We start from the raw sequence: 25,462 nt of genomic DNA on the forward strand, positions 1-25,462 counted from the left end.
CGACGCCTCGGCACGGCGGGAGACCACCGCACCCGGCCCGTCCGGCACGTGGACACGGGACGAGGCCCTGCTCCCGGCCTCGGCCGCCACCGCCCCCGTGCCACCGCCCTCGCACGGCCGCCACGGCGTCGGCGTCACGTGGTCGCGGGTCCGCCGCCTCGTCCGCCGTCGGGCCCGAAGAGGTCGCCGGCCACCACCCCACGGGTCGAGAAGGTGACGGGTTCACCCGGCAGGAAGTCTCCCGGAGGGATACCGGGGTGGTGCCCGTCGCGTGGCGCGGCCCCCGCGGACCGCGGCCCGAGAGCGAGCCGGGACACGATGCGGTAGCGGTCCCCGCGGTAGATCGAGTGGACGTACTCGACGGGGCGGTCCCGGGCGTCCGAGGTGAGCCGTTCGAAGAGGAGGGCCGGGGACAGCTCCGGCACGTCGAGCAGATCCGCCTCCTCGCGCGTCACCACCGTGGGCTCGATCGACTGGACCGCCTCACCGACCTGGATCCCGTGCCGTTCGCCGAGGTGCTCGTACAGGTCCCCGCTCTCCAGTTCGTCACTGGTCAGATCGGGTACGAGGTCGGCGGGGACGTGCAGGTACTCGATGGCCATGGGCGAGCCGTCGACGAGGCGGAGCCGTGCCACGTACCGGATGCCGGCCGAGGGCGAGATCCGCAGCCTGCGGCCCACCCGGGCACCGGCCGGCATGGTGCTGAACTCCAGGAGCCTGCTGGTCCACGTGCCGGCGGCCCGGGGCAGGCTGAAGGTCCGCCGGTCCGGGACCAGTTCCTGCGTGATCTTCGCCGCGGCCACGAACATGCCCCGGCCGTGCTCGCGCACCAGAAGTCCGGCGACGACGAGTTGGTCCACCGCCGCTCGCAACGTCGGCCGGGAGACGCCGAGTTCCGCGCAGAGCGCGCGCTCGGAGGGTATGGCGTCACCCGGGCGGCGCTCCTCGATGAGTTCGAGGATCGTGTCGCGGACCCTCTCACGCTTGAGCACAGCCCGGGAAGCGGCGGGATCGATCTCCATGCGGGACTCTCGTTCGTCGTCGACACCGGTCTGCTGGTACGCCCTCCGACCATAACTGGTCCGCTGGTCAAGCGGGTTGGAACCGTTCGGTCGGGTCGAGACAGCGACCGGACACACCTTGATCCGAGCAAATCCCCTTGTTTACAAGGGGGTTGACGCCCGCAATGGTCTATGCCACTTTTCAGGCGACGTCAACTGGTAAGCCAGACCGGCCAACTGGTCAAGCACGGAATGTCTCCTCGTGTTCCTGAGCACCCCCACTCTCCCGCGACCGGCGGGAGTCCCCGAAAGGAACCCACATGAGAAACCGTCCCCCCGCCGGCCGCCGCCGCGTGGCCCTCGCCCTGGCCGCCCTCCTGGGCGGCAGCGCCCTGGTGGCCGTCCCCATGTCCGCCCCGGCCGCCGCGGCCGGAGGCCTCACCGTCCAGTACCGCACCAGCGCGAGCGGGGCCACCGCCGATCAGAGCGAACCGTGGTTCAAGGTGCGCAACACCGGCACCGCACCCGTGCAGTTGGGGCAGGTGAAGCTCCGCTACTACTTCAAGGCGGACTCGGCGAGCACCACCTATCGCTTCGCCTGCTCCTGGGCGGTCAAGGGGTGCGCGAACGTCACCGGCACGTTCGGCGCGTTGACCCACCCCACCGCGACGGCGGACCGGTACCTGGAGATCGGCTTCACCTCGGGGGCCGGCACTCTGGCGCCGGGAACCGACACCGGTGACCTCCAACTGCGCTTCTACCAGGCCAACTGGCAGAGCGTGAAGCAGTCGGACGACTACTCCTTCAACGCCGCCCAGACCTCGTACGCGGACTGGAACAAGGTCACCGCCCAGCTCGCCGGCACCACCGTGTGGGGCGTGGCACCGGAGGGCAACGACCCCACGGATCCGACCGACCCCACCGACCCCACCGATCCCCCCGGTGGCGGCCAGGCCCTGTTCGACGACTTCTCCTACTCGTCGTACACCGATCCGGCGATCTCCGCGCACGGCTGGAACGTCCGCTCCAACTCCGGTGGCCCCGGGGTTCCCGGCGCGACTTGGGATCCCTCCAAGGTCACCTTCCCCACCGTGTCCGGCAACTCGGTGATGAACCTGGAGACCTCCACGGCGGGCACCGCCGCGTCCACCCGGCAGACCGAAGTCGTCTCCAAGAGCGTGAAGTTCAAGAACGGCACCTACGCGGCACGGGTGAGGTTCAACGACGCCCCCCAGTCCGGCCCGGACGGCGATCACCTGGTGCAGACGTTCTTCACCATCAACGACCTCAAGGCGCCGATGGCCGACGACTACGCCGAGTACGACTTCGAGTACCTGCCCAACGGCGGCTGGGGCGAGACGGGCAACATCCTCTACACGACCTCATGGGAGACGTACAACCCCGACCCCTGGCAGGCCGTCAACCAGCACACGGAGGCGCGCCAGAGCTACGCCGGATGGCACGATCTGGTCCTCACCATCGACAGCGGCAGCATCAAGTACTACATCGACGGACAGCTCTTCGGCACCCACGACGCCCAGTACCTGCCCGAGCGGCCCATGTCGATCAACTTCAACCAGTGGCTGATCGACCTCGCCGGACAGACCTCGACCACGGCGCGCGCCTACAACGAGCAGGTCGACTACGTCCTGCACGTCAAGGACCAGGTCCTCTCCCCGGCCCAGGTCGCCGCGAAGGTGGCCGCGTACCGCGGCGCCGGCACCGCGTTCGTGGACGAGGTGCCGGCCACCTGACGCTTCGGAAGGACGGCTTCGAGGCCGCACCGGGAACCGGCGGTTCGGCCTCGAAACCGGAGGCCGGCTCCCGTCGACCGGGCGGCCGGCCTCCGGCGGTCCACGACCGGACACGGGCCCGGGACGACCAAGGAACGCCGGATCGCGCCAACGGGCCACCCTTCCCGGTGGGTTACCGACAACCCGTGCGGCACACGGGTTGGACGAGGCACGTCCGGAGCAGAGTAGGAAGGTGGAATGGACCAGCCTTCTCAGCACCACCGCGGGTGCGCTCATCGCCCTCGTCGCGTCCACGTCGACGGAACGGCGCCGTTGGAAGCGGGAGCTCGGGCAGCGCACCCGGGACGACCGCCGTGCCGCCTACGTCGCGTTCCTCAACGCCACCGCGGACGCGAGCGAGATCCTCATCAGCATCGCCCGCGGCCACGACCGCGACGACACGGCGCTCTCCCGGGCGGGGACCGTGCTGCGCGACAGCGGCGTACTGCCGCGCCGGCTGGAACTGTCCCTGGTGGCCGACGATCATGTCGTCCGGCAGGCAACCCTCACCGTCACGACGCTGCGCGCCTACCGCGACACCGTCACACGCGGCCTGACCTCCGAGTCGGAGGAGTTGCAACACGCCCGCACCGCCTTCAACGAGCAGCGCGACCGTCTCACCCAGCAGATGCGCGGCACGCTCTGACACCGTCCGCCCGCACGCCGGACGCACCGGGGACCGGGCACCGTCCGTGAACCCGCCCGGTCCCCCGGATGCTCAGGGTTTGGCGCTGTACACGACGCCGGCCAGGTTCTGCGCGGCGGAACCCCACACCTGGTCGTACATCGAACTGTCACCGCCCAGCGTGTGGAGCAGGTAGGCGGTGGTGATGCCCTGCGTCAGCTTCTGCTGAGCGGCCCGGGTGATCGATCCGCTGTCGCAGCCGATGCCGTTGCTGTCGACGAATCCGCAGTGGAATCCGCCGGTGATGACGCGCAGTTGGGTGGGGGCGCGCTTCGCGTCGTACATCTTCTGCTGGTTCCCCGCGACACCCGCGATGCCGTCCTGGCTGCCGCCGACGTACTGCGCGGGAATGGCGAGGGTGCCGGACGCGGTGACCGCGGACGGGTTGGTCTCCGCCGCCGCCAGGGTGGACACGCTCTTGACGGCCGTGTTCCGGCCCGCGGCCAGCAGCGCGGCACCGCCGCCCATCGAGTGTCCGGAGAGGCCGAGGTGCGCCACGTCCACCTTGTCGGCGAAGCGGGAGCCGCTGGTGGTGTTCTGCGCCGTCAGCCAGGTGAGGGACGCGTTGAGGTCGTCCGCGAAGCCGGAGTGGCTGGGGAAGAGGCCGCCCTGCGACTTCGGGGTGACGGTGATGAATCCCCAGGACGCGTAGTGCTTGAGCAGCGTCTCGTACTTGGAGACGTCCTGGAAGAAGCCGTGCCCGAACGCGAGGGCGGGGTGCGCCCCGGCGGCCACGGAGGCGTTGGCCCCGGAGGTGGTTCCCGGGTACCAGACGCGTGCGCTGAACGAACGGCCCGACGCGGACACCGTCAGGTCGGTGTAGGCGACGGCGTAGGAACCGGCGGTCGAGGGATCGGTCGCGGCGGCCGGGGATGCGGCCGCCGAGGCGGAGGCGGTCGGCGCGACAGTGAAAGCGGCCGCCACGGTCAGCAGCAGAGCCGGCACGGCCCGTAGGAGTCCACGGAACACGAGTTCACCTTCTCGGTGGGGGGTTGGGGAAACTATGTTTCCCCAACAGAGCAGAGAATCGCGTACATGACAACCCCCGAACCGTCCGCGAGCACCGCGGGCCCCTTGCCCACGTTTCGCTTTGCGGAACAATGTTGACAGCAAGGAAACGGGAGCACTATCAAGGGAGTCGGGAACCCGCTCGACGCGCGGCTTCGGAGGACAGGTTGTGGAAGATCTCCCGGAACACCTTCGGTCCGCCGCCCGGCAGCGGCCCACGGCCCGCTCCATGGTCTCCGGACTGCGCTCCTGGGCACGCGCCGCGCCCGGCCGCACGGCCGTCGTGGACGGTGACGGGCGCCTGACCTTCGCCGCGCTGCACAGCCGTTCCAACAGGCTGGCGGGCCGGCTGCTCGCCGCGGGGCTGCGCCCCGGCGACCGCGTGGCCGTGCTGCTCGGCAACCGGCTGGAACACCCCGAGGTGGCGGCCGCACTCGGCAAGGCGGGGCTGCCCATGGTGCCCATCGGTGTCCGGCAGACCGTGCCGGAGATCGAGTTCGTCCTCGCCCACAGCGGGGCCCGCGCCCTCGTCGTACGGCACGATCGCGCGGAGGAGCTCGCCCCCGTCGCCCCGGACGTCCTCTTGCGCGTCGGCGGACCGGGACCGGGCCTGGACTACGAGGACCTCCTCGCCGGGGGGCGTGACGTCGATCCGGAGGTTCCGGTCACCGGGGACGACACGTTCTGCGTGCAGTACACGTCGGGCACGACCGGGCGGCCCAAGGGCGCGCTGCTCGGCCAGGCGGGACGCACGCTGACCGCGGAACTGGCCGCGCACGAGTGGGGGTTGGGCGATGGCCGGGTCAGCGTGGCGGTCGCGCCCATGAGTCACGGCGCCGGCTTCATGTTCGGATACGCCCCGGTGCTCACCGGCGGGACCGTGGTCATGCTGCCGAGCTGGGACCCCGATCGCCTGCTCGACCTCGCCTCGCGCGAGCGCGCCCAGTCCGTCTTCCTGGTGCCGACCCACGCTCAGGCCGTCCGCGACCTGGGGGCGGACGCGCTCCGCGGCCGGGACCTGACGGCTCTGGACACGCTGTACTTCAACGCGTCGGCGCTGCCCGTCCCGCTCAAGGAATGGGTCCTGGAGACGTTCCCCGGCTGTGGCGTGCACGAGTTGTACGGGTCGACCGAGGGCGGCGTGGTCACGAACCTGCGTCCGCCGGACGCCCGTCGCAGGGCCGGCTCAGTCGGCCGGGCCTGGTACCGCACGCGGCTCAGGATCGTGCGCGACGACGGTACGCGGGCCGCCCCGGGCGAACCCGGTGAACTGTTCAGCAGCTCGCCGTTCCTGATGAAGGGGTACCTGGACGACGCCGAGGCGAGCGCGGCCTGCCGCACGGCCGACGGCTTCCTGAGCGTCGGCGACGTGGCGACGATCGACGACGAGGGGTACGTGCGCATCGTCGACCGCAAGAAGGACGTGATCATCTCGGGCGGACTCAACGTGTATCCGCGCGAGGTGGAGGAAGCCGCCCTCGCGCACCCCGACGTGGCCGAGTGCGCGGTGGTCGGCCTGCCCGACCCGCACTGGGGCGAGGTGGTCACGGCGTACGTCGTCCCCCGGCCCGGCAGGGCCCCCCTCGGCGCCGGCGAACTCACCGCGTTCCTGCGGGAATCGCTCTCCGGCTACAAGCTGCCCCGGCAGGTGCGGACCGTTCCGGCGCTGCCCCGCAACTCCGCGGGCAAGGTGCTCAGGCGCGAACTGCGGGAGCCCTCGGCCCCGCCGCCGTAGACAGGCACCGGACACCTCCGGCCTTCCCGCACGGACTCCCCTCTCCCCCGCCGGGCACACCCCCGGCGGCGACAACCGAAAGGCGGTGGCGCGGTGCGCCCGCACGTCGAGCTGATCCACGAGGACGACTACGTCTGGCACACGGCCGAACTCCCGCACCTGGTCGGCGAGGTGCGCGAGCGACGGCTCAGCAGTGACGAGGAGGACGGTTCGACGGCCCTCTCCCTGGTGTTCGACACACGGGCGCGGCGCGGCGCGGGGGTGCCGGCCGCGGACACGGAGTTCTTCGTCCTCGAAGGGCGGCTGCGGCACGGCGGCGACGAACTGGGTCCTGGCGGCTATCTGCACGTGCCCAAGGGCGTACCCATGGGCGAGTTGACGATCGACGCGGGCAGCCGCGTGCTGCACTGGCGGGAGTACGGCACCGCGGACTTCGAGCCCGCCGCCGCGCGACGGCCGGACGCCTCCGGTGAGGTGACCGTGCTGGACTCCGGGGCGATGGAGTGGACCGCGGCACCGACGAACGGCCCGTTGACCCCGCTGTACATCAAGTTGCTGCACCGCGACGAGAAGACCGGCTTCTACACCCGGCTGATCCTCGCCCCGAAGGGCTGGACGGACCACCGCCTCGCGCACCACCCCTGCTACGAGGAGTTCTACACGCTGTCCGGGCGAATGACGTACAACTTCGGAGACATCGATCCGGGCACCTACTGCTTCCGGCCGCCCTTCGTGAAGCACGGCCATTTCGTGGCCGAACAGGACACGACCTGGATCATCCGCTCCGACGGCGAGCTCATCAACTGGTACACGACGGAGGAGTGGATCCGCTGGGGAGGCGAGGCGGAGAACTACGAGCCCCACCAGGCGCCGGTTCCGTCCACCCTGCCCATACGGTCGCGCTCGCGCGGCGGTTGGGACGAGGACGGCATGTGAACGGGCCGGAGGGGCCGCGCCCGGAGGGTTCCGGGTGCGGCCCCTCCGGCGTCCTCATCGTGCGAGATGGCGGCCGGACGGCGGTCCCTCGACGCGCCCGTCGCGGTAGGCGATCCGGCCTCCGACGACCGTGACCCGCGGCCAGCCGCGCAGTTCGACCCCGTCGAAGGGGCAGTGGTCCTGTCCCGACAGCAGCAGTTCGGCACTCACGGTCCGCGTCGCGTCCAGGTCGGCCACGACGAGGTCCGCGTCGGCGCCGACCATCAACGACCCCTTGCGCGACAGCCCGTACGCGGCGGCCGGACCCGCCGAGGCCAGTTCGGCGATCCGGCGCAGCGGGATGCCGCGGCGGTGGTGGCCCTCCGACAGCAGCACCGGGTAGAGGAGCGCCGTGCCGCCGAAGCCCGGCAGGGCCGGCCACAGGGCGTCGCCCTTGTCCTCCTCCATGCAGCAGGCGTGGTCCGAGGCGACCCAGTCGACGGTGCCGTCCTGAACGCCCGCCCACAGGGCGTCGTTGTCGGCGCGGGTACGGATCGGCGGGTTGACCTTGGCGCCCAGGCCGCGTCCCGCGGCGTCCAGGCTCTCGTGGTCCAGGCAGAGATGATGGAGGGTCACCTCGGTCCGCAGGTCGAGGCCGGGCGTGGCGGCACGTGCCGCCCGCGCCGCGTCCAGGGCTGCCGCGCTGGACAGGTGCAGCAGGTTCACCGGGCAGCCCGTCGCCCGGGCGAGGGCCGCGGCCTCGGCGATGGCGACCTCCTCGGTGAGCGGCGGGCGCGCCTCGTGGTACGCGCGCAGGGTCTGGGGGTCGCCGGCTCCACGCACCCGGTCGATGAACAGGCGCATCAGCTCGGCCTGTTCACAGTGCAGGGACAGCGACACCCGGCCGTCCGGGCGGGCGGCCCCGGCGGCGGCGACGGCTTCCATGAGCTGGTAGAGGTGCCCGAGGTCGTACTCCTCGCCCTCGCCGGTCATCCGGAAGCCGCGCGCGTCACGCGAGTCGGCGGAGAGGTTGAACCCCTTGTAGAACATGTAGTACTTGAAGGAACTGACACCGTGACCGGCCAGCAGGCCGGGGATCTCCCGCACCTGCGCCGTGTCCATCGGCGCGAGATGGAATCCGTAGTCGGTGTAGCAGTGTCCCTCCACGGCCTTGAGGACCTCGGGGAAGATCTCGGCGTACGGACCCGTCCGGTTCAGGTAGTGCTCCCCGGTCCTGAAGTACGACAGCACCGTGGTGGCGCCTCCGACGAGCGACGACCGGGTCTCGTCCCTCGCGTCCTGCTCCAGCGGGCGGTAGATGCCGAGGTGGAAGTGGGCGTCGACCGCGCCCGGCAGCACCACCTGCCCCTCGGCGTCGAGCACCTCGGCCGCCTCGGCGGCGGGAAGGTCGTCGGCGAGTGCCGCGATCACCCCGTCGCGGACCGCCAAGTCGGCGCGGATCTCCCCCACATGGGGCTGGACGAGGATTCCGTTCTTCACGATCAGGTCGTAGCGTGCCATGCCGGCCGGACGGCGTCCACGCCGGACCGTACCCGTGGGGCGCGCCTGCCCGCCCGCGCTCCCCGGGCGCCCGGGAGCCGCCCGCACCCCCTCTCCCGGATAGAAGTGTCCCCGTGAAGGAAACACTGTTTCTCTTTCGCGCATGTGGGTCGCATGCTAACTTTTCGAAACGGCGTTCCACAAGGAGAAACATCGGCCGACCCGAAGGGCGTGAGCCACTGTGCCGTCCCCCTCCATCGACCACGACGTGGCGCCGCCCGGCCCCCTCCACGGGATCACCGTCCTGGACTGCGCGACGCTGTTCGCCGGGCCGCTGGCCGCCACCGTCCTCGGCGACTACGGCGCGGACGTGGTGAAGATCGAGCACCCCGTGCGGCCCGACCCCTCGCGCACCCACGGCCCCGCCCGCGACGGAACGGGACTGTGGTGGAAGATGCTCGGCCGCAACAAGCACACCGTCACGCTCGACCTCTCCCACCCCCGGGGCGCACAACTCCTGCTGCGTCTGGTCCGCGACGCGGACGTCCTGATCGAGAACTTCCGGCCCGGCACCCTGGAGCGCTGGGGCCTGGCCCCCGCGACCCTGCACGAGGCCAACCCCGGCCTGGTCGTCGCCCGCGTCACCGGGTTCGGCCAGTTCGGCCCCTACGCCCGGCGCCCCGGCTTCGGCACCCTCGCCGAGTCGATGAGCGGGCTGGCCGCCGTCACGGGTTCGCCCGACGGCCCGCCGACCCTCCCCCCGTTCGGACTGGCCGACGGCGTCACCGCCCTGGTGGCCGCCGGCGCGGTGCAGACCGCCCTCTACCACCGTGACGTGCACGGCGGCGGCGGACAGGTCGTGGACCTCGCCATCATCGAGCCGCTGCTCACCCTGCTCGGCCCGGGGCCGCTCGCCTACGACCAGCTCGGGACCGTGCAGCGCCGCACCGGAAACCGCTCCTCGCACAACGCCCCGCGCAACATCTACGCGACCCGCGACGGAAGTTGGGTGGCGGTCAGTACGTCGGCCCAGCGCGTCGCCGAGCGGGTGATGCGGCTCGTGGGACACGGCGAGGTGGTGACCGAACCCTGGTTCGCCTCCGGATCGGGACGGGCCGCCCACGCCGACCTGCTCGACTCCCAGGTCGCCGGATGGATCGGCGAACGGGACCGGGCCGAGGTGCTCAAGGCGTTCGAGGAGGCCGAGGCCGCCGTCTCACCGGTGTACGACATCGCCGACGTCTTCGCCGACCCGCAGTACCGGGCCCTCGACACCCTCACCACCGTCGAGGACCCGGAGCTGGGTCCGCTGCGCATGCAGAACGTCCTCTTCCGGCTGTCCTCGACCCCCGGCGGCATCCGGTGGACCGGCCGGCCCCACGGCCAGGACACCGACCGCGTCTACACCGAGCGGCTGGGGCTCACCGAGCACGAACTCGACGCATTGCGAGGAGAGCGCGTCATATGACTCCCCATCAGCCGTGGGACGTCCTGTCCGGCGCCCGGGTGTTCGATCTGGCCCAGCCGATGCGCCGGGGGATGCCGCAGTCCCCGAACCATCCCCCGTACCGCATGCTCCTGGAGCGCCGCCACGGTGACCTGATCCGGTCCGACGGGGGATCGGCGGCCAACGAGGTCGTCATCACCGGCGGGCACGTGGGGACGCACATCGACGCGTTGGCCCATGTGTCGCAGGACGGCCGGCTGCACGACGGGACCGACGCCGCGACCGCCCAGTCGGCGGCCGGCTTCTCCCGCCTGGGCATCGAGGAGTTCACCCCCTATGTCGGGCGGGCCGTCCTCCTGGACGTCGCGCGGCTGCACGGCGTCCCCGTCCTGCCTCCCGCCCACGAGATCACCGCCGCGGAGCTGGAGGCCACGCTCGAGGAGACGCGGACCGACCTGCGGCGGGGCGAGGCCGCGCTGATCGGCACCGGGTGGTCGCGCCACTGGGAGGACCCGCCGACGTTCACCGGGGACCGGCACGGAGTGCCCGGACCGGGTGCGGAGGCCGGGGAGTGGCTCGCGGCGCGGGGGCTGCGGCTCGTCGGCGGGGAGACGCTCGCCTTCGAGCACATTCCGGCCGGGCGGGGACACGCCGTGCTGCCCGTCCACCGCCGCCTGCTCGTCGAGGCCGGCGTCCACATCGTGGAGACCATGCGGCTGGCCGCGCTCGCCGAGGCGGGGGTCACGGAGTTCCTGCTGGTCCTCGCCCCGCTTCCGCTGGTGGGCGCCACCGGCTCCCCGGTGCGGCCGTTGGCCGTCGTGACGCCGGACGACCCGGCGTGACCGGCGATGCCGGGCACCGGACGGTGGCGGTGAGCGGCTCCGGGTTCGCCGCGCGGCTCGCCGCCTTCGCCGCGGCCTGCCGCACCGGGATCCCGAGAACGGTTGCCGAGGACGCCTCGGCCCGGATCTCCGACGCGCTGGGCAACTGCCTCGCCGCACTGGGACCGTACGCGCGGGGCGGGACCTCGGGCGGTCCGCACGAGGCGGCCCTGCGCGCGGCCCGCCTCGCGGGCGGCACGCCGGAGGCGGGGATCGTCGGCGGCGGCGTCCGACTGCCCGCCGACCGCGCGGCCCTCGTGAACGGAACCCTCGCGCACGCGCTGGACTTCGACGACACCCACCTGCCGTCCGTGCTCCATCCCACCGCCGCCGTCCTGCCCGCCGCCCTCGCGGCGGCGGAGGCGGCCGGCGCGGACGGCGCGCTCACGGTGGCGGCCCTGGCCGCGGGCGGTGAGATCTGCGTCCGGCTCGGCATGGCCTCCTACGACCCGAGGCTGCGCAACTCGGTCTTCTTCGACAAGGGTCTGCACGCCACGTCCATCTGCGGAACCGTGGGCGCGGCCGTCGCCGCGGGACTCGCGTACGGCCTGGACGCGCCGCGGCTGGCGGACGCGATCGGCATCGCCTGTTCCATGGGCGCGGGTGTCATCGAGGCCAACCGGACCGGCGGCACCGTCAAGCGCATCCACTGCGGCTGGGCCGCGCACTGCGGAGTCAACGCCGCCCAGCTGGCCGCCGGCGGCGTCAGCGGTCCGCCCACCGTCCTGGAGGGCCGGTTCGGTTTCCTCACCGCCTTCCTCGGCGACCGCTGGGACCCGGCGCCCCTGCTGGCCGGGCTGGACGCCATGGACGACCCCGCGCACTGGGAGTATCCGCGCACCGTCTACAAGCCCTATCCCTCCAACCACTTCACGCACCCCGGCATCGACTGCGCGCTGGCCCTGCGCGCCGCGGGGCTCGATCCCTCCGACGTGGTGGCGGCGGAACTCGGCGTGGCCGCGGCGCCGCTGCGCACCATCGGTGAGCCCCGCGAGCAGAAGATCCGCCCGGGGTCCCCGTACCACGCGAAGTTCTCGGGCCCGTACACCGTCGCGTCCGCGCTGCTCTCCGCCTGGGACCACGGACCGGGCGTGCGACTGGGCGACTTCACGCCCGAGGCGTTCACCGACCCCCGTCGGCAGGCCCTCGCCGCGCGGGTGGAGGTGGTGTCCGACGCGCGGTGCGACGCCGAGTTCCCGCTGGCCTTCGGCGCCGTGCTGCGGGTACGGACGCACGGCGGCGCCCGGCTGGAACACCGGGTCGCCTCGTCACTGGGCGGTCCGGGAAACCCGCTGTCCCGGGCGCAGTTGGCCGAGAAGTTCCGGGTGGCGGCGGAGCCGGTGCTGGGCGCACGGCGGGCACGCGCGCTGGCGGTGGCGGCCGACGCGCTGCCGGGCGCCGGACCGGAGGGTGTGAGGGACCTGCTGCACCTGACGAGGGTCTGATCCGGCACCGCGCGGGACGGTCACCGGTGGCCCCGGGACACTTCCTCTTCCTCCGGTGCGCCCGCCAGAACCCGGCGCGCGATCCGGACCACGGCCTCGTCGACCATGCGTCCGTCGGGCCCGGTGACGACGCCCCGGCCCTCGCGCGCGGCCGCCTCGAACCGGTCGACCAGGTCGCGGGCCGCCGCCACCTCCCCGGCGGACGGAGTGAACACCTCGTGCACGACGGCGAGTTGGTCCGGGTGGATGCAGGCCCGGGACCGATAGCCCAGGCGGCGCAGCGCGCGGGTGGAGGACCGCAGGGCCGCCGGGTCACGGAACACGGTGCTCACCGGTCCGACGGGCGGCGCGATGCCCGCCGCCGCGCAGGCGAGTACCAGGGTGGTGCGGACCACGAGCAGTTCCGGCCGGTCCTCGGAGCGGGGCTCCATGCCGAGTTCGGCGCACAGGTCGGCCTCGCCCGCCTGGAGGTGCGCGACCCTGGGGGCGGCGGCCAGGGCGGGCGCGTCGAGCACGGCGCCCGCGGACTCGAGCAGCGGGGAGAGCGCGACACCTCCCGGCGGCAGGCCGAGGTGTGCCTCGCGTTCGGTGAGGACGTCGTGGAACGCCTGAACGGCCTGTGGGCCCGGGCATTTGGCCAGACACAGGCCGCTCAGCGCGGCGGGGCCGACGAGTCGCGCGGCCTCCCGCAGTCCGTCGGGTCCCGGGTTCACGCGGACCCAGATGCCGGTCCCCGGGCGGGGCGGCAGCCCCTCCAGCCAGTCGCGTACGCCACGGAGCGCGGTCTCCTTGGCGCCCGGGGCGACCGCGTCCTCCAGGTCCACGATGAGCGCGTCGGCGCCCCGGTCGAGGGCTTTGGCGAGCATGCGGGGGCGGTCGCCCGGAACGTACAGATAGGAACGGGGCAGACGGTACGGGGACCGCGCCGGGCGGTCGGAGGACCTCGGCGGGCGGTCGGGGGATCGGGGCGGGCCGGTCACGGCGGGGTCAGCCGATCGTGGTGGTGTGCGCGGACAGACCGCGGGCGATGACCGTACGCATGATGTCGTTGGTGCCCTCGCCGATCGCCATCAGGGCCGCGTCGCGGTAGAGCCGTTCGACGACGAACTCCTTGGAGTATCCGTAGCCGCCGTGCAGGCGCATGGCGTCGAGCGAGGCGCGGATCGCGGTCTCCGAGGCGAACAGCTTGGCCATGCCCGCCTCCGTGTCGACGCGTTCACCCGAATCGGCCCGCGCGGCCGCCCAGTACACCAGGAGCCGTGCGGCCTGGAGTTCGGTGGCCATGTCCGCGAGGCGCAGCTGCACCGCCTGGAAGTCGTGCACGGGGCGGCCGAAGGCGTGCCGCTGCGCGGTGTACGCGAGCGCCGCGTCGTAGGCGGCCTGGGCGATGCCCACGGAGCGGGCGGCGACGTTGATACGGCCCGTCTCCAGACCCGACAACGCCTGTTGCATGCCCCGGCCCTCCACACCGCCGAGCAGGGCGCCGGCCGGCACCCGCACGCCGTCCAGGCGCAGTTCACAGGACTCGGTGCCCTTGTAGCCGAGTTTGGGGAGGTCGCGTTCCACCGTGAAGCCCGGTGTCGCGGTGTCCACGAGCAGGATGCTCATCCCCCGGTGGGCGGGCTCGGTGGCCGGGTCGGTCTTCACGAGCACGGGAAGCATGTGGGCGTGGCGCGCGTTGGTGATCCAGGTCTTGGCCCCCTGGATCACGTAGTCGTCGCCCTCCCGGCGGGCGGTGGTCCGGATGCCCTGGAGATCGGTTCCGGCGTCGGGTTCGGTCAGGGCGATGCCGCTGCGCCACTCGCCGTCGGCCATCCGGGGCAGGTAGTGGTCCTTCTGCTCCTGGGTGCCGTGCCGCGCCAGGAGCAGGCAGGCCAGGCCGTGCGAGCCGAGGATGCCCGCGATGCCCATCCAGCCGCGGGAGATCTCCTCGAAGACGAGGGCGAAGGAGACCATGTCGGCCTCGAGTCCGCCGTACCGGGCCGGAACGCTCAGGCCGAACAGTCCCATCTCCCGCATCCTGGCGACGATTTCGGTCGGGTAGCGTCCGGAGTCCTCCCATTCCTGGGCCACGGGCTGGATCTCCTTGGCGACGAAGTCGCGCAGGGTGCGGCGGAACAGCTGCTGCTCGGGCGACAGGGTGAAGTCCACGGCTCAGAGCTCCGGTTCGGCGGGCGGCGGATGCGCGGCGGGGTGCGGGACGGCGTCGGGGGCCGGTGGTTCCTCCTCGACGGGGCGGAACGCGGGCAGTCTCCTGCCGTCCGGCAGCGAGAACCAGACCGGCAGCAGGAGTTGGTCGCAGCGGAGGGCGGCGGGGTCCCCGACCAGGGGAGCCAGCAGCACCGGGCCCTCGGCGAGACGGACCCGGCCGAGGGCGTAGGGCGAACGCCGGCCCGGGGTGGCGCGGTGGACGACGGTGAACGTGTCGAGGACGGCGTCGCCGGTCACCGGGACGAGGCGCAGCCCCTGGGTGGCCCCGCACCCGGTGCACAGCACGCGCGGCGGATGCTGGGCGTGGGCGCAGGTCCCGCAGCGCTGCACGGTGAGACGTCCGGCGCGGGTGGCGTCCCACCAGGGCCGGGTGACGGCGTCGGCGGGCGCGGGGAGGGCCCCGTGCCAGGTGGGCGGGGCCACCGGTGCTCCCGGGGTGCCGGGCGGGCGGGGGTCCGGTGCGGATGCGGGAGCGGCACCGTGTCCCCTCTCGGACGATGGAACCTCGGGTGCGGGTCCGGGCTCAGGTCCAGGTTCCGGCACGGGTCCAAGTCCGGGCACGGGTCCGGGCACAGGTACGGATACGGGTGCAGGAGCAGCAGCAGCGGGATTCCGTGCGGGTGCCGGTTCGTGCGGTCGTGGGCCGGGGTCGGGCGTGGGCGGCGGGCGGCCTGGGGCGGCCGCGTCGTCGCGGGCGAGGACGACCGTCGCGTGGGTGGACAGGATGCCGCCGGTCCCGTGGGCGATCGCGGTCCGCGCGCCCGGCACCTGACGGGCACCGCAGTCACCGCGCAACTGCCGTACGGCCTCGATGAGGAGGAAGAGTCCGAACATCCCGGGATGCCCGTACGACAGGCCGCCGCCGCTGGTGTTGAGGGGGAAGGCGCCACCGGGGCGGATGCGGCCGTCGGCCACGAGGTCGGCGGCCTCTCCGGGCGCGCAGAACCCGAGCGCCTCGAGGGACAGCAACGTGGTGATCGTGAAGGAGTCGTAGACCTGGACGACGTCGATGTCGGCGGGGGTGAGCCCGGCGCGCGCGTAGGCGCGGGCCGCGCTCGCGTACGCGCCGGGGTTGGTGGCCAGGTCGTCCGGTCCGGCCGAGCCGGTGTGGGTGGTGGCCTCGCCGTAGCCGAGGACGCGGACCGGAGGGCGGCGCAGGTCCCTGGCCCGGTCGAGGGAGGTGAGGACGACCGCGCCCCCGCCGTCGGTGACGAGGCAGCAGTCGGCCTTGGTGAGGGGACTGGAGACCATGGGCGCGGCCAGCACCTCGTCGGCCGTCAGGGGTCCCGCGCCGTAGCGGTGGGCCACGGGGTTGAGCAGGGCCCAGGCCCGGGCGGCGACCGCGACCTCGGCGAGGGCGTGCCGGGTACGGCTGTGGACGTGGAGGTAGCGCCGCGCGGCCATGGCGTAGTGGGACAGCGGGTACAGAGGACCGGCCGGTGCCTCGAACTGGGCCTCCGGCACGGTGGGGTCGACGGGTCCGGTGAGGCTGCGGGAACGGGCGGAACGCTGGTCGGAGCCGTAGGCGATGACGACCGTCGTGCACTGGCCGGCCGCGATGGCCTGGGCGCCGCGCGCCACGTACATCTCGAAGACGCTGCCTCCGGCGGAGGTGGAATCGGTCCAGGCCGGGGTGATACCGAGGTAGTCGGCGGCCTGGGTCGCGGGGAAGCGGCCGGTACCGGCGGTCGCGAGGCCGTCCACGTCCGCGAGGGTGAGGCCCGCGTCGGCCAGGGCCCGGACGACTGCCTGGGCGAGGAGGGCCAGGGCGGGCAGATCGCTGATCCCGAGGTCGGACTCGGCGGCTCCCACGACGGCCGCACCGGTGGTCACGGCGGGCCCTCCGGATCACGGAGTTCCAGGGTGGCGCCCGCGGGGGTGACGGCGGTACGGGCACGCGGACCGAGCACCTCGACGCGCTGTTCGACCGTCACGAGCGGGCCGTCGACGGCGGTGACGCGGCCGGTGCAGCGCACGCGCTCCCCGGCGAACACCGGTTGTGCGAACCGGAAGTGCAGGCCGCGCAAAACACAGGTGGGCCCGAGCCAGTCGAGCAGCTGCTCGGCGAGGAGGGCGCCGAGGACCTGGCCGTCCACGACGGGGGCGGCCAGGTCCTTTCCCGCGGCGTAGCCGGCGTCGTAGTGCAGCCTGTGCCAGTCCCAGGTGGCGCCGGCGTAGGCGACGAGCCGGGTGAGCGGGAACGACCGCTCCAGGGGCGGTACGACGGCGCCGGGCAGCAGTTGGGGTCCGGTCATCGGGGCTCCTCGGACGGCAGTGCCACGTGCAGGACGGTCTCCTCGTTCTCGGCGAGCAGCGTGCCGTGCTGGTCCGTGTAGCGGCAGCGCGAGCCGACCACGAGCAGGGGGCGGCCGCCTGAGGTGACGCGTTCGTCGAGGGAGACGAGGGTCCAGGTGGCCGTGACCCGTACGTCGGGGCCGACCGGCCGGTGGAAGGTGTAGGCGTGCGAACCGCGGACGGTCTGGGTGCCCGGGACACGGATGCCCCAGGTGTGGCCCGCGTAGCCGTCCTCGTCGGGCGGCAGCCCCGTGTACTGATTGGTCTCGCAGATCAGGGTGGGCGGGGCGATCACGTCGGGGTGTCCCTGCGCGCGGGCGTAGGCGGAGTCCGTCCACAGGGGGTTGGTGTCGCCGACCGCGTTCGCGAAGTAGCGCAGGGCGGCACGGCCGAGGGGTTCGGGTGCCGTGTAGACGACGGTACGGCCGATGAGCGCACGCAGTTCGTCGGTGAGCAGGGGACCCGTCATGCGTCTCCTTCGTGCGGGTTGCCGGGGGCGGAGGCAGGGGCGCCGGCGGGAGTCCGGGCGGGCAGCACGGCGGTGGGGAACACCTCGATGAGGAACTCCCGGCGCAGCAGGGCCGCGCAGCCCGCCGAACCGACGACCGGGCGGGCCCTCGGTCCGAGTGCCCCGGCGCGGGCCTCGGCGAGGCGGTCGTTCGCACCGGCGTCGAGTGACCCGAGGACCGGCGGGCAGAGGAACTCCTGGGTGTGCACGAGGTCTTCGGGCCCACCGCCGGCGGCCTCGATCACGGTGCGCACCGCGCGGTAGACCTCGGTGGTCTGGGCGGCCGCGTCCCCCGGGTGGAGGGCCTGCTGCGTCTCCATGTCCAGGGCGGCGAAGCCGGACATGTGGAGGGTGCGGCCCGCGCGCACGCCGGGGCTGTAGGTGAGGGTGTCGTAGCGGCGCCAGCCGGGGTTGACCGCGGCGAGGGGATGACGGGAGGCCGTGACGTCGAGCGCGACCAGGACTCCCGGGGCGTGCAGCCGCGACACGAGGATGCCGCCGGCGCCGGGGAACACCCCCGCGCCGCCCAGCAGTTCACGTCGTGGCCCCGCGCAGAGCGGGTAGGCGCGGCGGGTCGCGGGGGTGGAGTAGTCGTAGGTGGTGACGGCGTGGTCCAGGGTGAGGCCGACGCCCCGCAGGAGCGCGTCGGCGCTGCGCAGGCACTGGGCGTACTGGCGCGGGAAGTCGCCCGGGTGGGTGATGTCCCCGTGCCGGTCCAGGGGCAGCACGGTGGGCAGGACCACCGTGCCGTCGCGGGCTTCGCGCAGACCGGCGGGGAGGGCGTCGCCGCCCCCGGGGTCGAGGCGGACGGCGAGTGCGACGCGGGCTCCGGCGGGCAGGGCCTCGGCGACGACGGTGGTGCGGGCCGGCAGGTGTGGTCCCAGCAACTCCGCTGCCATGACGGCGAGTTCGTCACGGAGGCCGAGAGCCGTGACGTCGATGTACTCGGTGAGGTGAAGGATGTCCCCCGGCGCGCGGCCGTGTTGCCGCAGGAGCGCCTCCAACCGTGCGCACACGGAACGGGCTTCGGCGGACGTGCCCCGGTCGGCGGGCGCCGCCGTGGTGGTGAGGTGCATGGCGGGCGGGACGGGGGCGCTCATGACGTCCGCCCCTCGAAGTCGGCGCGGACGTCGACGAGCAGTTCCAGGATCCTGTCGAGCGACGGCTCGCGGTCGATGCGCAGGACGCGGTCGGCGAGTTCACGGGTGCGGACGCTCTCTCCGCCCGCGTTGGCGTGGAACTTCGTCAGCACCTCCTCGGTCGGGGGCGCGGGCAGCGGGCCGCCGGGTACCTCCGCCGTCAGCTCGCGGCCGTCGCCGGTGCGCACGCGTACCCGGCCGGGCGCCTCCGCGTCGGGGCCGGGCCAGGGGTGTTCGCGATGGGTGATGCGGGCGGCCAGCGCGGTGGCGTCGGGGCGCGCCGCGGCGGGGAGGCGGTAGGAGTCGAGCGTGACCCGGCCGTCCAGGAGCATCAGGGCGGTGCTGTACGGCAGGGCGAACCTCGCCCCGTAGGCGGTGCGGGGCGCCACGCGTTGGTCCCGGGGCACGCACACCACCGGCACCGCGCCGGGGGGCAGGTCGACGGTGCCCGAGGTCACCTCGGCGCCGTCGAGGCGGCCGTGCAGGAGGCGTGCGGCGTCGAGGGCGGGGTGCATGAGCCGGCAGCAGGGGTGGCGCTTGGCGGCGACCGCGGGAGCGTGCCACATCTCGCCGAGGTCGCCGACGACGTCGGCGGCGGTGACCGGGTGCCCGGCCAGTGCGGCGTACACCCCGTAGCGTCCTTCGAGGACGGTGGCCGGGCCCTCGGCCCCGGCCTCCGCGAGGCGGAGGGCGACGAGGCCGGCGTGGGCCGCGAGACCGGGGTGGAGCGTCTTGGTGTCGCTGCCCGCGTCCAGGAATTCGAGCAGTCCGCCCGCGCTGCTGCCCGCCAGGCCCAGCGCGTGGGTGAGCACGGGGGCGGACGTGCCGCCCAGGACGGCGGCGGCGACGGGGGCGGCGAAGACGCTCGCGACCTGGGTGGCGTGCAGGCCCCTGGTGTGGAACCGGTAGGGGGCGGCCAGGCCCACGCGGACGGCGGTCTCGTATCCCGCGGCCGCGGCGGTGAGGACGCGCGCGCCGGATGCGGCGGTGTGCTGTCCGGTGACCAGCAGTGCGGGCAGGACGGCGGCCGTCGCGTGCACGAGCGCGCCGGGGTGGGTGTCGTCGAAGTCGAGGGCGTGCACGAGCGCGCCGGTGGCGAGCGCGGCGGCGGGCACGCCGATCCGTTCCGTGGTGCCCGGCACCGCGGCCTCCGGTGGGCCGCCGAGTCCCCGGGCGGCCGCGAGCGCGGGACGGGCGGCGCCGGTACGCAGGGCGGCGAGCAGGCAGCCGACGCCGTCCAGGAGCTGCCTGCGCACCGCTCGGCGTACCACGCTGGGCACCTGTTCCACGGTCAATCGGCAGGCCCAGTCGGCGAGTCGGGTGGCGGCCGGAGGGCGGTCGACGGACGGGTCCCCGTGCTCGTGCGGGTGCTGCGGATCGCGCGGACCACCCGGCTCCTGCGGGTCCCGCGGACCGTGCGGGTGCTGCGGGTCACGCGCACCGTGCGGGTCACGCGGGTGGTCGTGGTGGCGGCCGTGTGCGCCGGTGCCGGTGTCAGTCACCGAAGGCTCCTCCGCTCCGGAGTTCGGCGATGCGCCGTTCGTCGTAGCCGAGGATCTCGGCCAGGACCACGGCGGTGTGTTCGCCGCGTCGCGGTGCCCGCCGGTGGGCGGCGGCGGGCGGGCCCGTGCGTACCGGGCTGACGAGGTTCTGCACGGTGCCGAAGTACGGGTGGCTGGTCTCCGCGACGAGTCCGCGGGCCGCGGTGTGCGGGTCGGCGAGCGCCTCGGCGACGGAGTTGACGGGGCCGCAGGGCACACCGGCCTCGGTGAGCCGTCGTATCCAGGTGGCGGCGGGCCGGCCGGCGAAGAGCTTCTCCAGCTCGGGGACCAGGTTGTCGCGATGGGTCCGGCGGCCCTCGAAGGAGCCGTAGGAGTGCTTCTCCTCGGCCCATTCGGGGTGGTCGAGCAGCCGTGCGAGACGCCGCCAGAACTTCTCCTTGGCGCACCCCACGACGATCCAGGCGTCGCTGGCCCGGAAGGCCTGGAACGGGACCAGCGAGGGGTGTGCGGAATGCCGGGTCCTGGTCGGGGTGAAGCCCGCGTTGAGGTGCCAGACGCCCGGGTAGGTGAGCAGGCTCAGCGCCGTGTCGTAGAGGGAGACGTCGCAGTCCAGGCCGCGGCCGTCACGGCGGGCGGCGTGCAGGCCGGCCAGCAGGGCGAGCGCGGCGACGAAGCCGCCCGAGTAGTCGACCAGGGAGAGGCCCGACTTGGCGGGCGGGCCCCCGGGCTCGCCGGTGAGGTCCATCCAGCCGGCCAGTCCCTGCAGGATGTAGTCGTATCCGGGCTGGGCGGCGCGCGGTCCCGTCATGCCGAAGCCGGTGAGGGAACAGCAGACGATCGCCGGGTTGAGACGACCGAGGGCGTCGTACGTGATGCCGATCCGCGCGGGGACGTCGCCGCGCAGGTTGGAGTACACCGCGTCGCTGTGCCGCACGAGGTCCTCGAACACGGCCCGACCGGCGGGATGACCGAGGTCGAGGGAGACGCTGCGCTTGTTGCGGTTGAACGCCTCGAAGAACAGCGAGTCCTCGCCGTGCTGGTGGGGCGGCACATAGCGGCCGACGTCGCCGCCGGCTCCCGGGTCCTCGATCTTGATGACGTCGGCGCCGAGGTCGGCGAGGTGCAGCGACCCGAACGGGCCCGCCCCGTACTGCTCGACCGCGAGGACACGCACGTCCGCCAGTGGGCGCGGGGCGGGCTCGCCGGTGCCGGCGGAGGTCCTCACGCGTGCAGCTCCTTGATGAGGGCGATGACCGCAGCCTGGGCCGCACGGATCTCCTCGGGCCCCAGCCCGTGGACGGGCGGGGTGAGTTTGACGGAGTCGGCCACGGCCGCGTACTCGGTCAGCCGCCGCGCCACCTGGTCGGGGCTGCCGCACAGGGTCAGGGCACGGGTCATGGCCGGATCGACGACGGCGCCGAGGCGGTCCGCGCGCGCTCCCGGGCGGCGGAACTCCTCCATGACGCGCTCCTGGGCGGCGGCGAGCCCGTGCTCGGCGAAGAGGGGGCTGTAGGTGCGCACCGACGCGTAGAAGCCGACGCCGCCGGCCGCCAGCCGGTGGGCGGCGCGCGGATCGGGGTGGATCGCGCAGCACGCGGACGCGGTGACCTCGAAGGCCTCGGGCGAGGCGGGTGCGGTGGGTTCCGACACGTCGGGCGGGGCGGGCGGGGTGGCCATCGATACCTCGGACGCCCGTGAAGAGGACGAAGGCGGTCCTGTCGCCGGTTCGGCGGGTGCGGTGGTCTCCGGCGGGTCGGACCGACCGGGCGCGACGGACTCCGGCCCGCCGCGCCCACCGGGCCGTCCCGGCGCGCCGTCGGCGCGGGCCCGGCCCTCGGCGAGCAGGGGCAGGACGGTGTCCTGGAGATGGGCGGGCGAGCCCAGTTCATGACCGATCCAGCCGTCCGCGATCTCACCGGCCAGCCGGATCATGGCGGGCCCGACGGCGGCGAGGTGGACGGGAACGCGCGGACGGACCGGCGCGAACGGACGACGGTAGCCACGGAGGCTGATCCCGGTGACGGGGCCGCCCGCCTCGATGGTGCCGCCTTCGGCGCACCGGGCGGTGAAGGCGCGGACGCAGGCGACCGTTTCCCGCAGACGTCGGACGGGAGGGTCGAAGGCCGCGCGGTGCCAGTCCTCGTTGAGGCGCCGGACGCCGCTGCCGAGGCCGAGGACGAATCGGCCGCGGCTGAGTTCGTCGAGGTCGAGCGCCTCCAGCGCGGTGGTGACCGGACTGCGTACGAAGGCGAGCGCGACGGCGGTCCCGATCCGGGCCGTGTCCGCGACGGAGGTGAGCGCGGCCGCCGTGATCGTGGCGCTGCGGTGGAGTTCCCCGGCCCACAGCGTGTCCGCGCCCGCCTCGCGGGCCGCGCGTCCGGCGGCCACGAGTTCGTCGAGGGTCTCCCCCCAGGGGGCGTAGCCGATACGCGGCAGCCGTCGGCCGGCGCTCACGAGGTGCCCTTCGGGTCTTCCGGGTTCTCCGGGTTCTCCAGGTTCTCCAGGTCCTCCAGCGTGAGCGGGGCGGTGGCCCGGGGGCGGACGCCCTGCGCGGGGAGCGCTCCGCGCTTGTGGACGTAGAAGGCCCGGCGGAACGAACAGACCTGCTCCGCGCGCTGGTTGAGCGTGCGGGTGCGGACGGTGACGATGCCGGCCGCCGGACGGGACGCGGATTCACGGGTCCTGAGGACGATCGACTCGGACCACAGGGTGTCTCCGGCGAACACCGGGGCGGTCATCCTGACGTCGTCCCAGCCGAGATTGGCGAAGGCGTTCTGGGTGAGGTCGGCGACGCTCTGGCCGACCGCGACCGCCAGGGTCAGGGTGGAGACGACGAGCGGTCTGCCGAACTCGCTGTGCCCGGCGTACACCTCGTTGAAGTGCATCTCGCTGGTGTTCATCGTCAGCAGCGTGAACCAGGTGTTGTCGGCCTCGCCGACGGTCCGTCCCAGCGGGTGCTCATAGACGTCTCCCACCGCGAAGTCCTCGTAGAAGCGCCCGCGCCAGCCGGGCCGAACGGTGCCGGCGGACCGGCCGGTGCCCGACATCGGGCTCATACGGATCCTCCCCTGGGCCGGCTGCGGGCCCGGACTCGGTGACCGTGGCCGACCCTCGACTCCGCTCGACGGAAGGGGTGTCGGGGCTCGCGCCGGGCCCAACCCTAGGAGCGCGAAAGAGAGACCGTCAAGGGCCTTGTTTCCCCATGCGTTCCATTGTTTCCCTGAATGGAGACCCCTGGGAGGCGGCGGCGAACTCCGGCGGCACACCTGGACGGAGGGCGTCGCCCGACCCGTCCGGAGAGAGCGCGACCCATGGGCGCAACACCGGTTTTACGCGAGGGAAGCCGTACACCCCTTGACACGAAGACAGGCCGAGCGCTGTATTTGAGCGACTCTTTCGAAACGTCGTTTCACACAGCGAAACGAACCGGATGGTCGCTCGCCGGACGCCTCGCAGGACCGGGCGCCCCGCTCCGGCGACGGCACACCCGGCAGGCATCCGCCCCGGGGCGGATGCCCCGCACCGCCTCCGCCCCGGCCGACGCGCCGCCCGGCACCACCGAACGCGCCCGCGCCCACCGCTCCACGAAAGGAGCGCCCGATGAGACTTCCGCATCCCGGCCCCGGCCCGACACGCGGCGGGGCGGCCCTGGCCGCCCTCGTCGTGACGGCGGCCGGTTCCCTCGTACTCGGCGGATCGGCCCCCGCGGCGGCCGACAGCGCCTCCGTGTCCTACGACTGCCTCTTCAGCACGTCCCACTCGCAGTTCACCACGACGGCCACGCTCACGGCGCCGGCCACGGCGACCGCGGGAGAGACCGTCGACGTCACCCTCGACCTGGACGACAAGGGGCCCGCGAACGGCCCCGTCCCGCTGCCCGCCAACAGCGTGGCGGCCTCGGCCCAGCTGCTCGTCTCCGGGCAGGACCCCGTCACGCTCGGCGCGCCCGCGTCGCACGCCGCCATCCCCGCGAAGGGCACGATCCCGATCCCCGACCTGAGCGGGAAGCTGACCGTGGCGCAGCCCGGCAGCGTGACGCTGACGCCCGGTCAGATCACCCTCGACATCGCCAGTTACGGTCTGTCGCTCTCCTGCACCCTCCAGGGTGACGCCCCCGTGCTGCACACCATGACCGTCACCGCCGGAGGCGGATCCGGGAACGCGGCCGTCTCCAAGATCTCCGGCCGGCCCGCCACCGACACCACGGGCGCCCGGCCGGGCGACACGGTCACCCTCGGCGGCACCGGCTGGACCCCGTCCGCCGCCGTGACGGCCGTGGAACTGTGCACGCTCACCGGCACGGGCTGTTCCGGCGCGGACCTCACCCCCGACCTCGCCGTGGACAGCGCGGGAAAGCTCGGCGGAACGGTGCGGATCGGAGCCTCCGCGGCACCCGGACCACACACCCTCAAGATCACCCAGGGCGCGACGACGGCCACCCTGGTCCTCGGCGTACTCGGCACCCGGACCGTCCAGTTGAGCCCGGCAGGCGGCGGACCGAACACGTCCACCACCGTCACGGGCGCGAGCTTCGACCCCGGCGACGAGGTCACCGTCACTCCGGTCGACGACCAGGGAGAGGCCACCACCGACCTCGCGGTGACGGCACCGGTCGACGCCCGGGGCTCCTTCACGGCGACGCTCGTCCCCGCGGCGGGCACGGTGAAGATCGTCGCCGCCGAGAAGGAGGGCGGCGCGGCGGACTCCGCCGAGGCCCCGTGGTCGGCCTCGGCGAACGGTGGATCCGGCGAGCAGAACCTCAAGATCGTCGTCGCGGGCGGTGCGCTGACCATGGCCCAGGAGCCCGGCGAGGTGACCTTCGAACCCGTCACGGTCGACGGCACCGACCACACCTCCACCGGATCCCTGCGCTCGGTGCAGGTCAAGGACTTCCGCGGCGGCACCCAGGGCTGGTCGCTGGTGGGCACGGTCACCGACTTCCGCACCGCCTCGGGAGCGACCGTCCCCGCCGGGAAGCTGTCGTGGACACCGACCTGCGGCGTCCACTCCGGAGCGGCGGCCGCCTCGACGGTCACCCCCGGCACGCCCGGGCCGCTCAGCGCGACGACCGCCGCCCCCCTGTGCACCCAGTCCGCGAGCACCGATCCGGCGTCCGTGACCGGCGGCCACTTCGACGCGGGCGCCGGGCTCACCCTCGACGTGCCCGCCATCACCCAGAGCGGCTCCTACGAGGCGGTCCTGCGCCTGACGCTCTCCTGACGGCACGTCGAACCGCCGGTCCCGAACCTCGCCCGCGCGGGTCCGGCACGACACTCCCGGCACGACGTGCCCGGCACCACGGCTCGGCCCGTACACGCTCAGCACCACCGGCTCGGCACCACCCGCTCGTCGCCGGGGCCCGCCCCAGGGCTCCGGCGCACCCACCCACCACCCGTC

The 25,462-nt window shown here is 73.5% G+C and carries 21 protein-coding genes; 8 read left to right on the forward strand and 13 right to left on the reverse strand.

All coding sequences use genetic code 11. The features are described from left to right. Positions 1-134: 134 nt before the first annotated feature. Positions 135-1,022: a GntR family transcriptional regulator gene (locus tag ACFYW7_RS07195; RefSeq protein ID WP_389498916.1), complete on the reverse strand. Its 888-nt coding sequence runs from the start codon at positions 1,020-1,022 to the stop codon at positions 135-137. Positions 1,023-1,321: 299 nt separating this feature from the next. On the opposite strand from ACFYW7_RS07195, the gene ACFYW7_RS07200 reads away from it, so the two are divergent. Continuing rightward, the gene (locus ACFYW7_RS07200) at positions 1,322-2,755 is read left to right on the forward strand and encodes a cellulose binding domain-containing protein (protein ID WP_389498918.1); all 1,434 of its coding nucleotides are present in this window, start codon (positions 1,322-1,324) and stop codon (positions 2,753-2,755) included. 232 nt (positions 2,756-2,987) lie between these two features. Further along, complete coding sequence (locus ACFYW7_RS07205) at positions 2,988-3,440, forward strand: hypothetical protein (RefSeq protein WP_389498920.1); 453 nt, start codon at positions 2,988-2,990, stop codon at positions 3,438-3,440. A 72-nt stretch (positions 3,441-3,512) separates the two neighbouring features. On the opposite strand, the gene ACFYW7_RS07210 is transcribed toward ACFYW7_RS07205, so the two are convergent. Continuing rightward, positions 3,513-4,448 carry an alpha/beta hydrolase family protein gene (locus ACFYW7_RS07210; protein WP_389498922.1) on the reverse strand — a complete coding sequence of 312 codons (936 nt, stop codon included), beginning with the start codon at positions 4,446-4,448 and terminating at the stop codon, positions 3,513-3,515. 208 nt (positions 4,449-4,656) lie between these two features. On the opposite strand from ACFYW7_RS07210, the gene ACFYW7_RS07215 reads away from it, so the two are divergent. Further along, complete coding sequence (locus tag ACFYW7_RS07215; protein ID WP_389498924.1) at positions 4,657-6,222, forward strand: class I adenylate-forming enzyme family protein; 1,566 nt, start codon at positions 4,657-4,659, stop codon at positions 6,220-6,222. Between the two features lie 93 nt (positions 6,223-6,315). Beyond that, positions 6,316-7,158 (forward strand): DUF4437 domain-containing protein, encoded by an 843-nt coding sequence (locus tag ACFYW7_RS07220; protein WP_389498926.1) that lies wholly within the window; start codon positions 6,316-6,318, stop codon positions 7,156-7,158. A gap of 54 nt (positions 7,159-7,212) precedes the next feature. Here the strand turns inward: ACFYW7_RS07220 and ACFYW7_RS07225 are convergent, their stop codons facing one another. Further along, the gene (locus tag ACFYW7_RS07225) at positions 7,213-8,658 is read right to left on the reverse strand and encodes a dihydroorotase family protein (protein ID WP_389498928.1); all 1,446 of its coding nucleotides are present in this window, start codon (positions 8,656-8,658) and stop codon (positions 7,213-7,215) included. A gap of 220 nt (positions 8,659-8,878) precedes the next feature. Here ACFYW7_RS07225 and ACFYW7_RS07230 point away from each other — a divergent pair, with 220 nt between their 5' ends. From ACFYW7_RS07230 to ACFYW7_RS07240, 3 genes are read left to right on the forward strand one after another with little or no spacing between them, the layout of a single operon-like run. Further along, the gene (locus tag ACFYW7_RS07230; RefSeq protein ID WP_389498930.1) at positions 8,879-10,105 is read left to right on the forward strand and encodes a CaiB/BaiF CoA transferase family protein; all 1,227 of its coding nucleotides are present in this window, start codon (positions 8,879-8,881) and stop codon (positions 10,103-10,105) included. Continuing rightward, on the forward strand, positions 10,102-10,926 hold the full coding sequence (locus ACFYW7_RS07235; protein WP_389498932.1) for a cyclase family protein: 825 nt from the start codon (positions 10,102-10,104) through the stop codon (positions 10,924-10,926). The genes ACFYW7_RS07230 and ACFYW7_RS07235 overlap by 4 nt, the downstream gene beginning before the upstream one ends. After that, positions 10,923-12,410 carry an MmgE/PrpD family protein gene (locus ACFYW7_RS07240; RefSeq protein WP_389498934.1) on the forward strand — a complete coding sequence of 496 codons (1,488 nt, stop codon included), beginning with the start codon at positions 10,923-10,925 and terminating at the stop codon, positions 12,408-12,410. Before ACFYW7_RS07235 ends, ACFYW7_RS07240 begins: the two co-directional genes overlap by 4 nt. A 20-nt stretch (positions 12,411-12,430) precedes the next feature. Here ACFYW7_RS07240 and ACFYW7_RS07245 read toward each other — a convergent pair whose 3' ends face one another. The 10 genes from ACFYW7_RS07245 to ACFYW7_RS07290 all read right to left on the reverse strand — a co-directional run bounded on the left by ACFYW7_RS07245 (position 12,431) and on the right by ACFYW7_RS07290 (position 23,121). After that, positions 12,431-13,318 (reverse strand): HpcH/HpaI aldolase/citrate lyase family protein, encoded by an 888-nt coding sequence (locus ACFYW7_RS07245; RefSeq protein WP_389500378.1) that lies wholly within the window; start codon positions 13,316-13,318, stop codon positions 12,431-12,433. 79 nt (positions 13,319-13,397) lie between these two features. Continuing rightward, entirely contained in the window at positions 13,398-14,561 is a 1,164-nt protein-coding gene (locus ACFYW7_RS07250; protein ID WP_389498936.1) for an acyl-CoA dehydrogenase family protein, read from the reverse strand. A 3-nt stretch (positions 14,562-14,564) separates the two neighbouring features. Next, complete coding sequence (locus tag ACFYW7_RS07255; protein ID WP_389498938.1) at positions 14,565-16,454, reverse strand: acetyl-CoA acetyltransferase; 1,890 nt, start codon at positions 16,452-16,454, stop codon at positions 14,565-14,567. Then, on the reverse strand, positions 16,451-16,876 hold the full coding sequence (locus tag ACFYW7_RS07260) for a MaoC/PaaZ C-terminal domain-containing protein (protein ID WP_389498940.1): 426 nt from the start codon (positions 16,874-16,876) through the stop codon (positions 16,451-16,453). Before ACFYW7_RS07260 ends, ACFYW7_RS07255 begins: the two co-directional genes overlap by 4 nt. Next, positions 16,873-17,385 carry a MaoC family dehydratase gene (locus tag ACFYW7_RS07265; protein ID WP_389498942.1) on the reverse strand — a complete coding sequence of 171 codons (513 nt, stop codon included), beginning with the start codon at positions 17,383-17,385 and terminating at the stop codon, positions 16,873-16,875. Before ACFYW7_RS07265 ends, ACFYW7_RS07260 begins: the two co-directional genes overlap by 4 nt. Further along, positions 17,382-18,524, reverse strand: a complete 1,143-nt coding sequence (locus ACFYW7_RS07270) for a RidA family protein (RefSeq protein WP_389498944.1) — start codon at positions 18,522-18,524, stop codon at positions 17,382-17,384. Before ACFYW7_RS07270 ends, ACFYW7_RS07265 begins: the two co-directional genes overlap by 4 nt. Beyond that, positions 18,521-20,065 carry an MmgE/PrpD family protein gene (locus ACFYW7_RS07275; RefSeq protein WP_389498946.1) on the reverse strand — a complete coding sequence of 515 codons (1,545 nt, stop codon included), beginning with the start codon at positions 20,063-20,065 and terminating at the stop codon, positions 18,521-18,523. Before ACFYW7_RS07275 ends, ACFYW7_RS07270 begins: the two co-directional genes overlap by 4 nt. Next, entirely contained in the window at positions 20,058-21,290 is a 1,233-nt protein-coding gene (locus ACFYW7_RS07280) for a CaiB/BaiF CoA transferase family protein (RefSeq protein WP_389498949.1), read from the reverse strand. The genes ACFYW7_RS07275 and ACFYW7_RS07280 overlap by 8 nt, the downstream gene beginning before the upstream one ends. Beyond that, entirely contained in the window at positions 21,287-22,519 is a 1,233-nt protein-coding gene (locus ACFYW7_RS07285) for an LLM class flavin-dependent oxidoreductase (RefSeq protein WP_389498952.1), read from the reverse strand. Before ACFYW7_RS07285 ends, ACFYW7_RS07280 begins: the two co-directional genes overlap by 4 nt. After that, complete coding sequence (locus ACFYW7_RS07290; RefSeq protein WP_389498954.1) at positions 22,516-23,121, reverse strand: MaoC family dehydratase; 606 nt, start codon at positions 23,119-23,121, stop codon at positions 22,516-22,518. The genes ACFYW7_RS07285 and ACFYW7_RS07290 overlap by 4 nt, the downstream gene beginning before the upstream one ends. Before the next feature lie 544 nt (positions 23,122-23,665). On the opposite strand from ACFYW7_RS07290, the gene ACFYW7_RS07295 reads away from it, so the two are divergent. Beyond that, positions 23,666-25,285: a hypothetical protein gene (locus tag ACFYW7_RS07295; RefSeq protein WP_389498957.1), complete on the forward strand. Its 1,620-nt coding sequence runs from the start codon at positions 23,666-23,668 to the stop codon at positions 25,283-25,285. The last annotated feature ends 177 nt before the right edge of the window (positions 25,286-25,462 follow it).

Origin of the sequence: Streptomyces sp. NPDC002580, from assembly GCF_042889485.1 — a bacterium.
Taxonomy (GTDB): Bacteria; Actinomycetota; Actinomycetes; order Streptomycetales; family Streptomycetaceae; genus Streptomyces.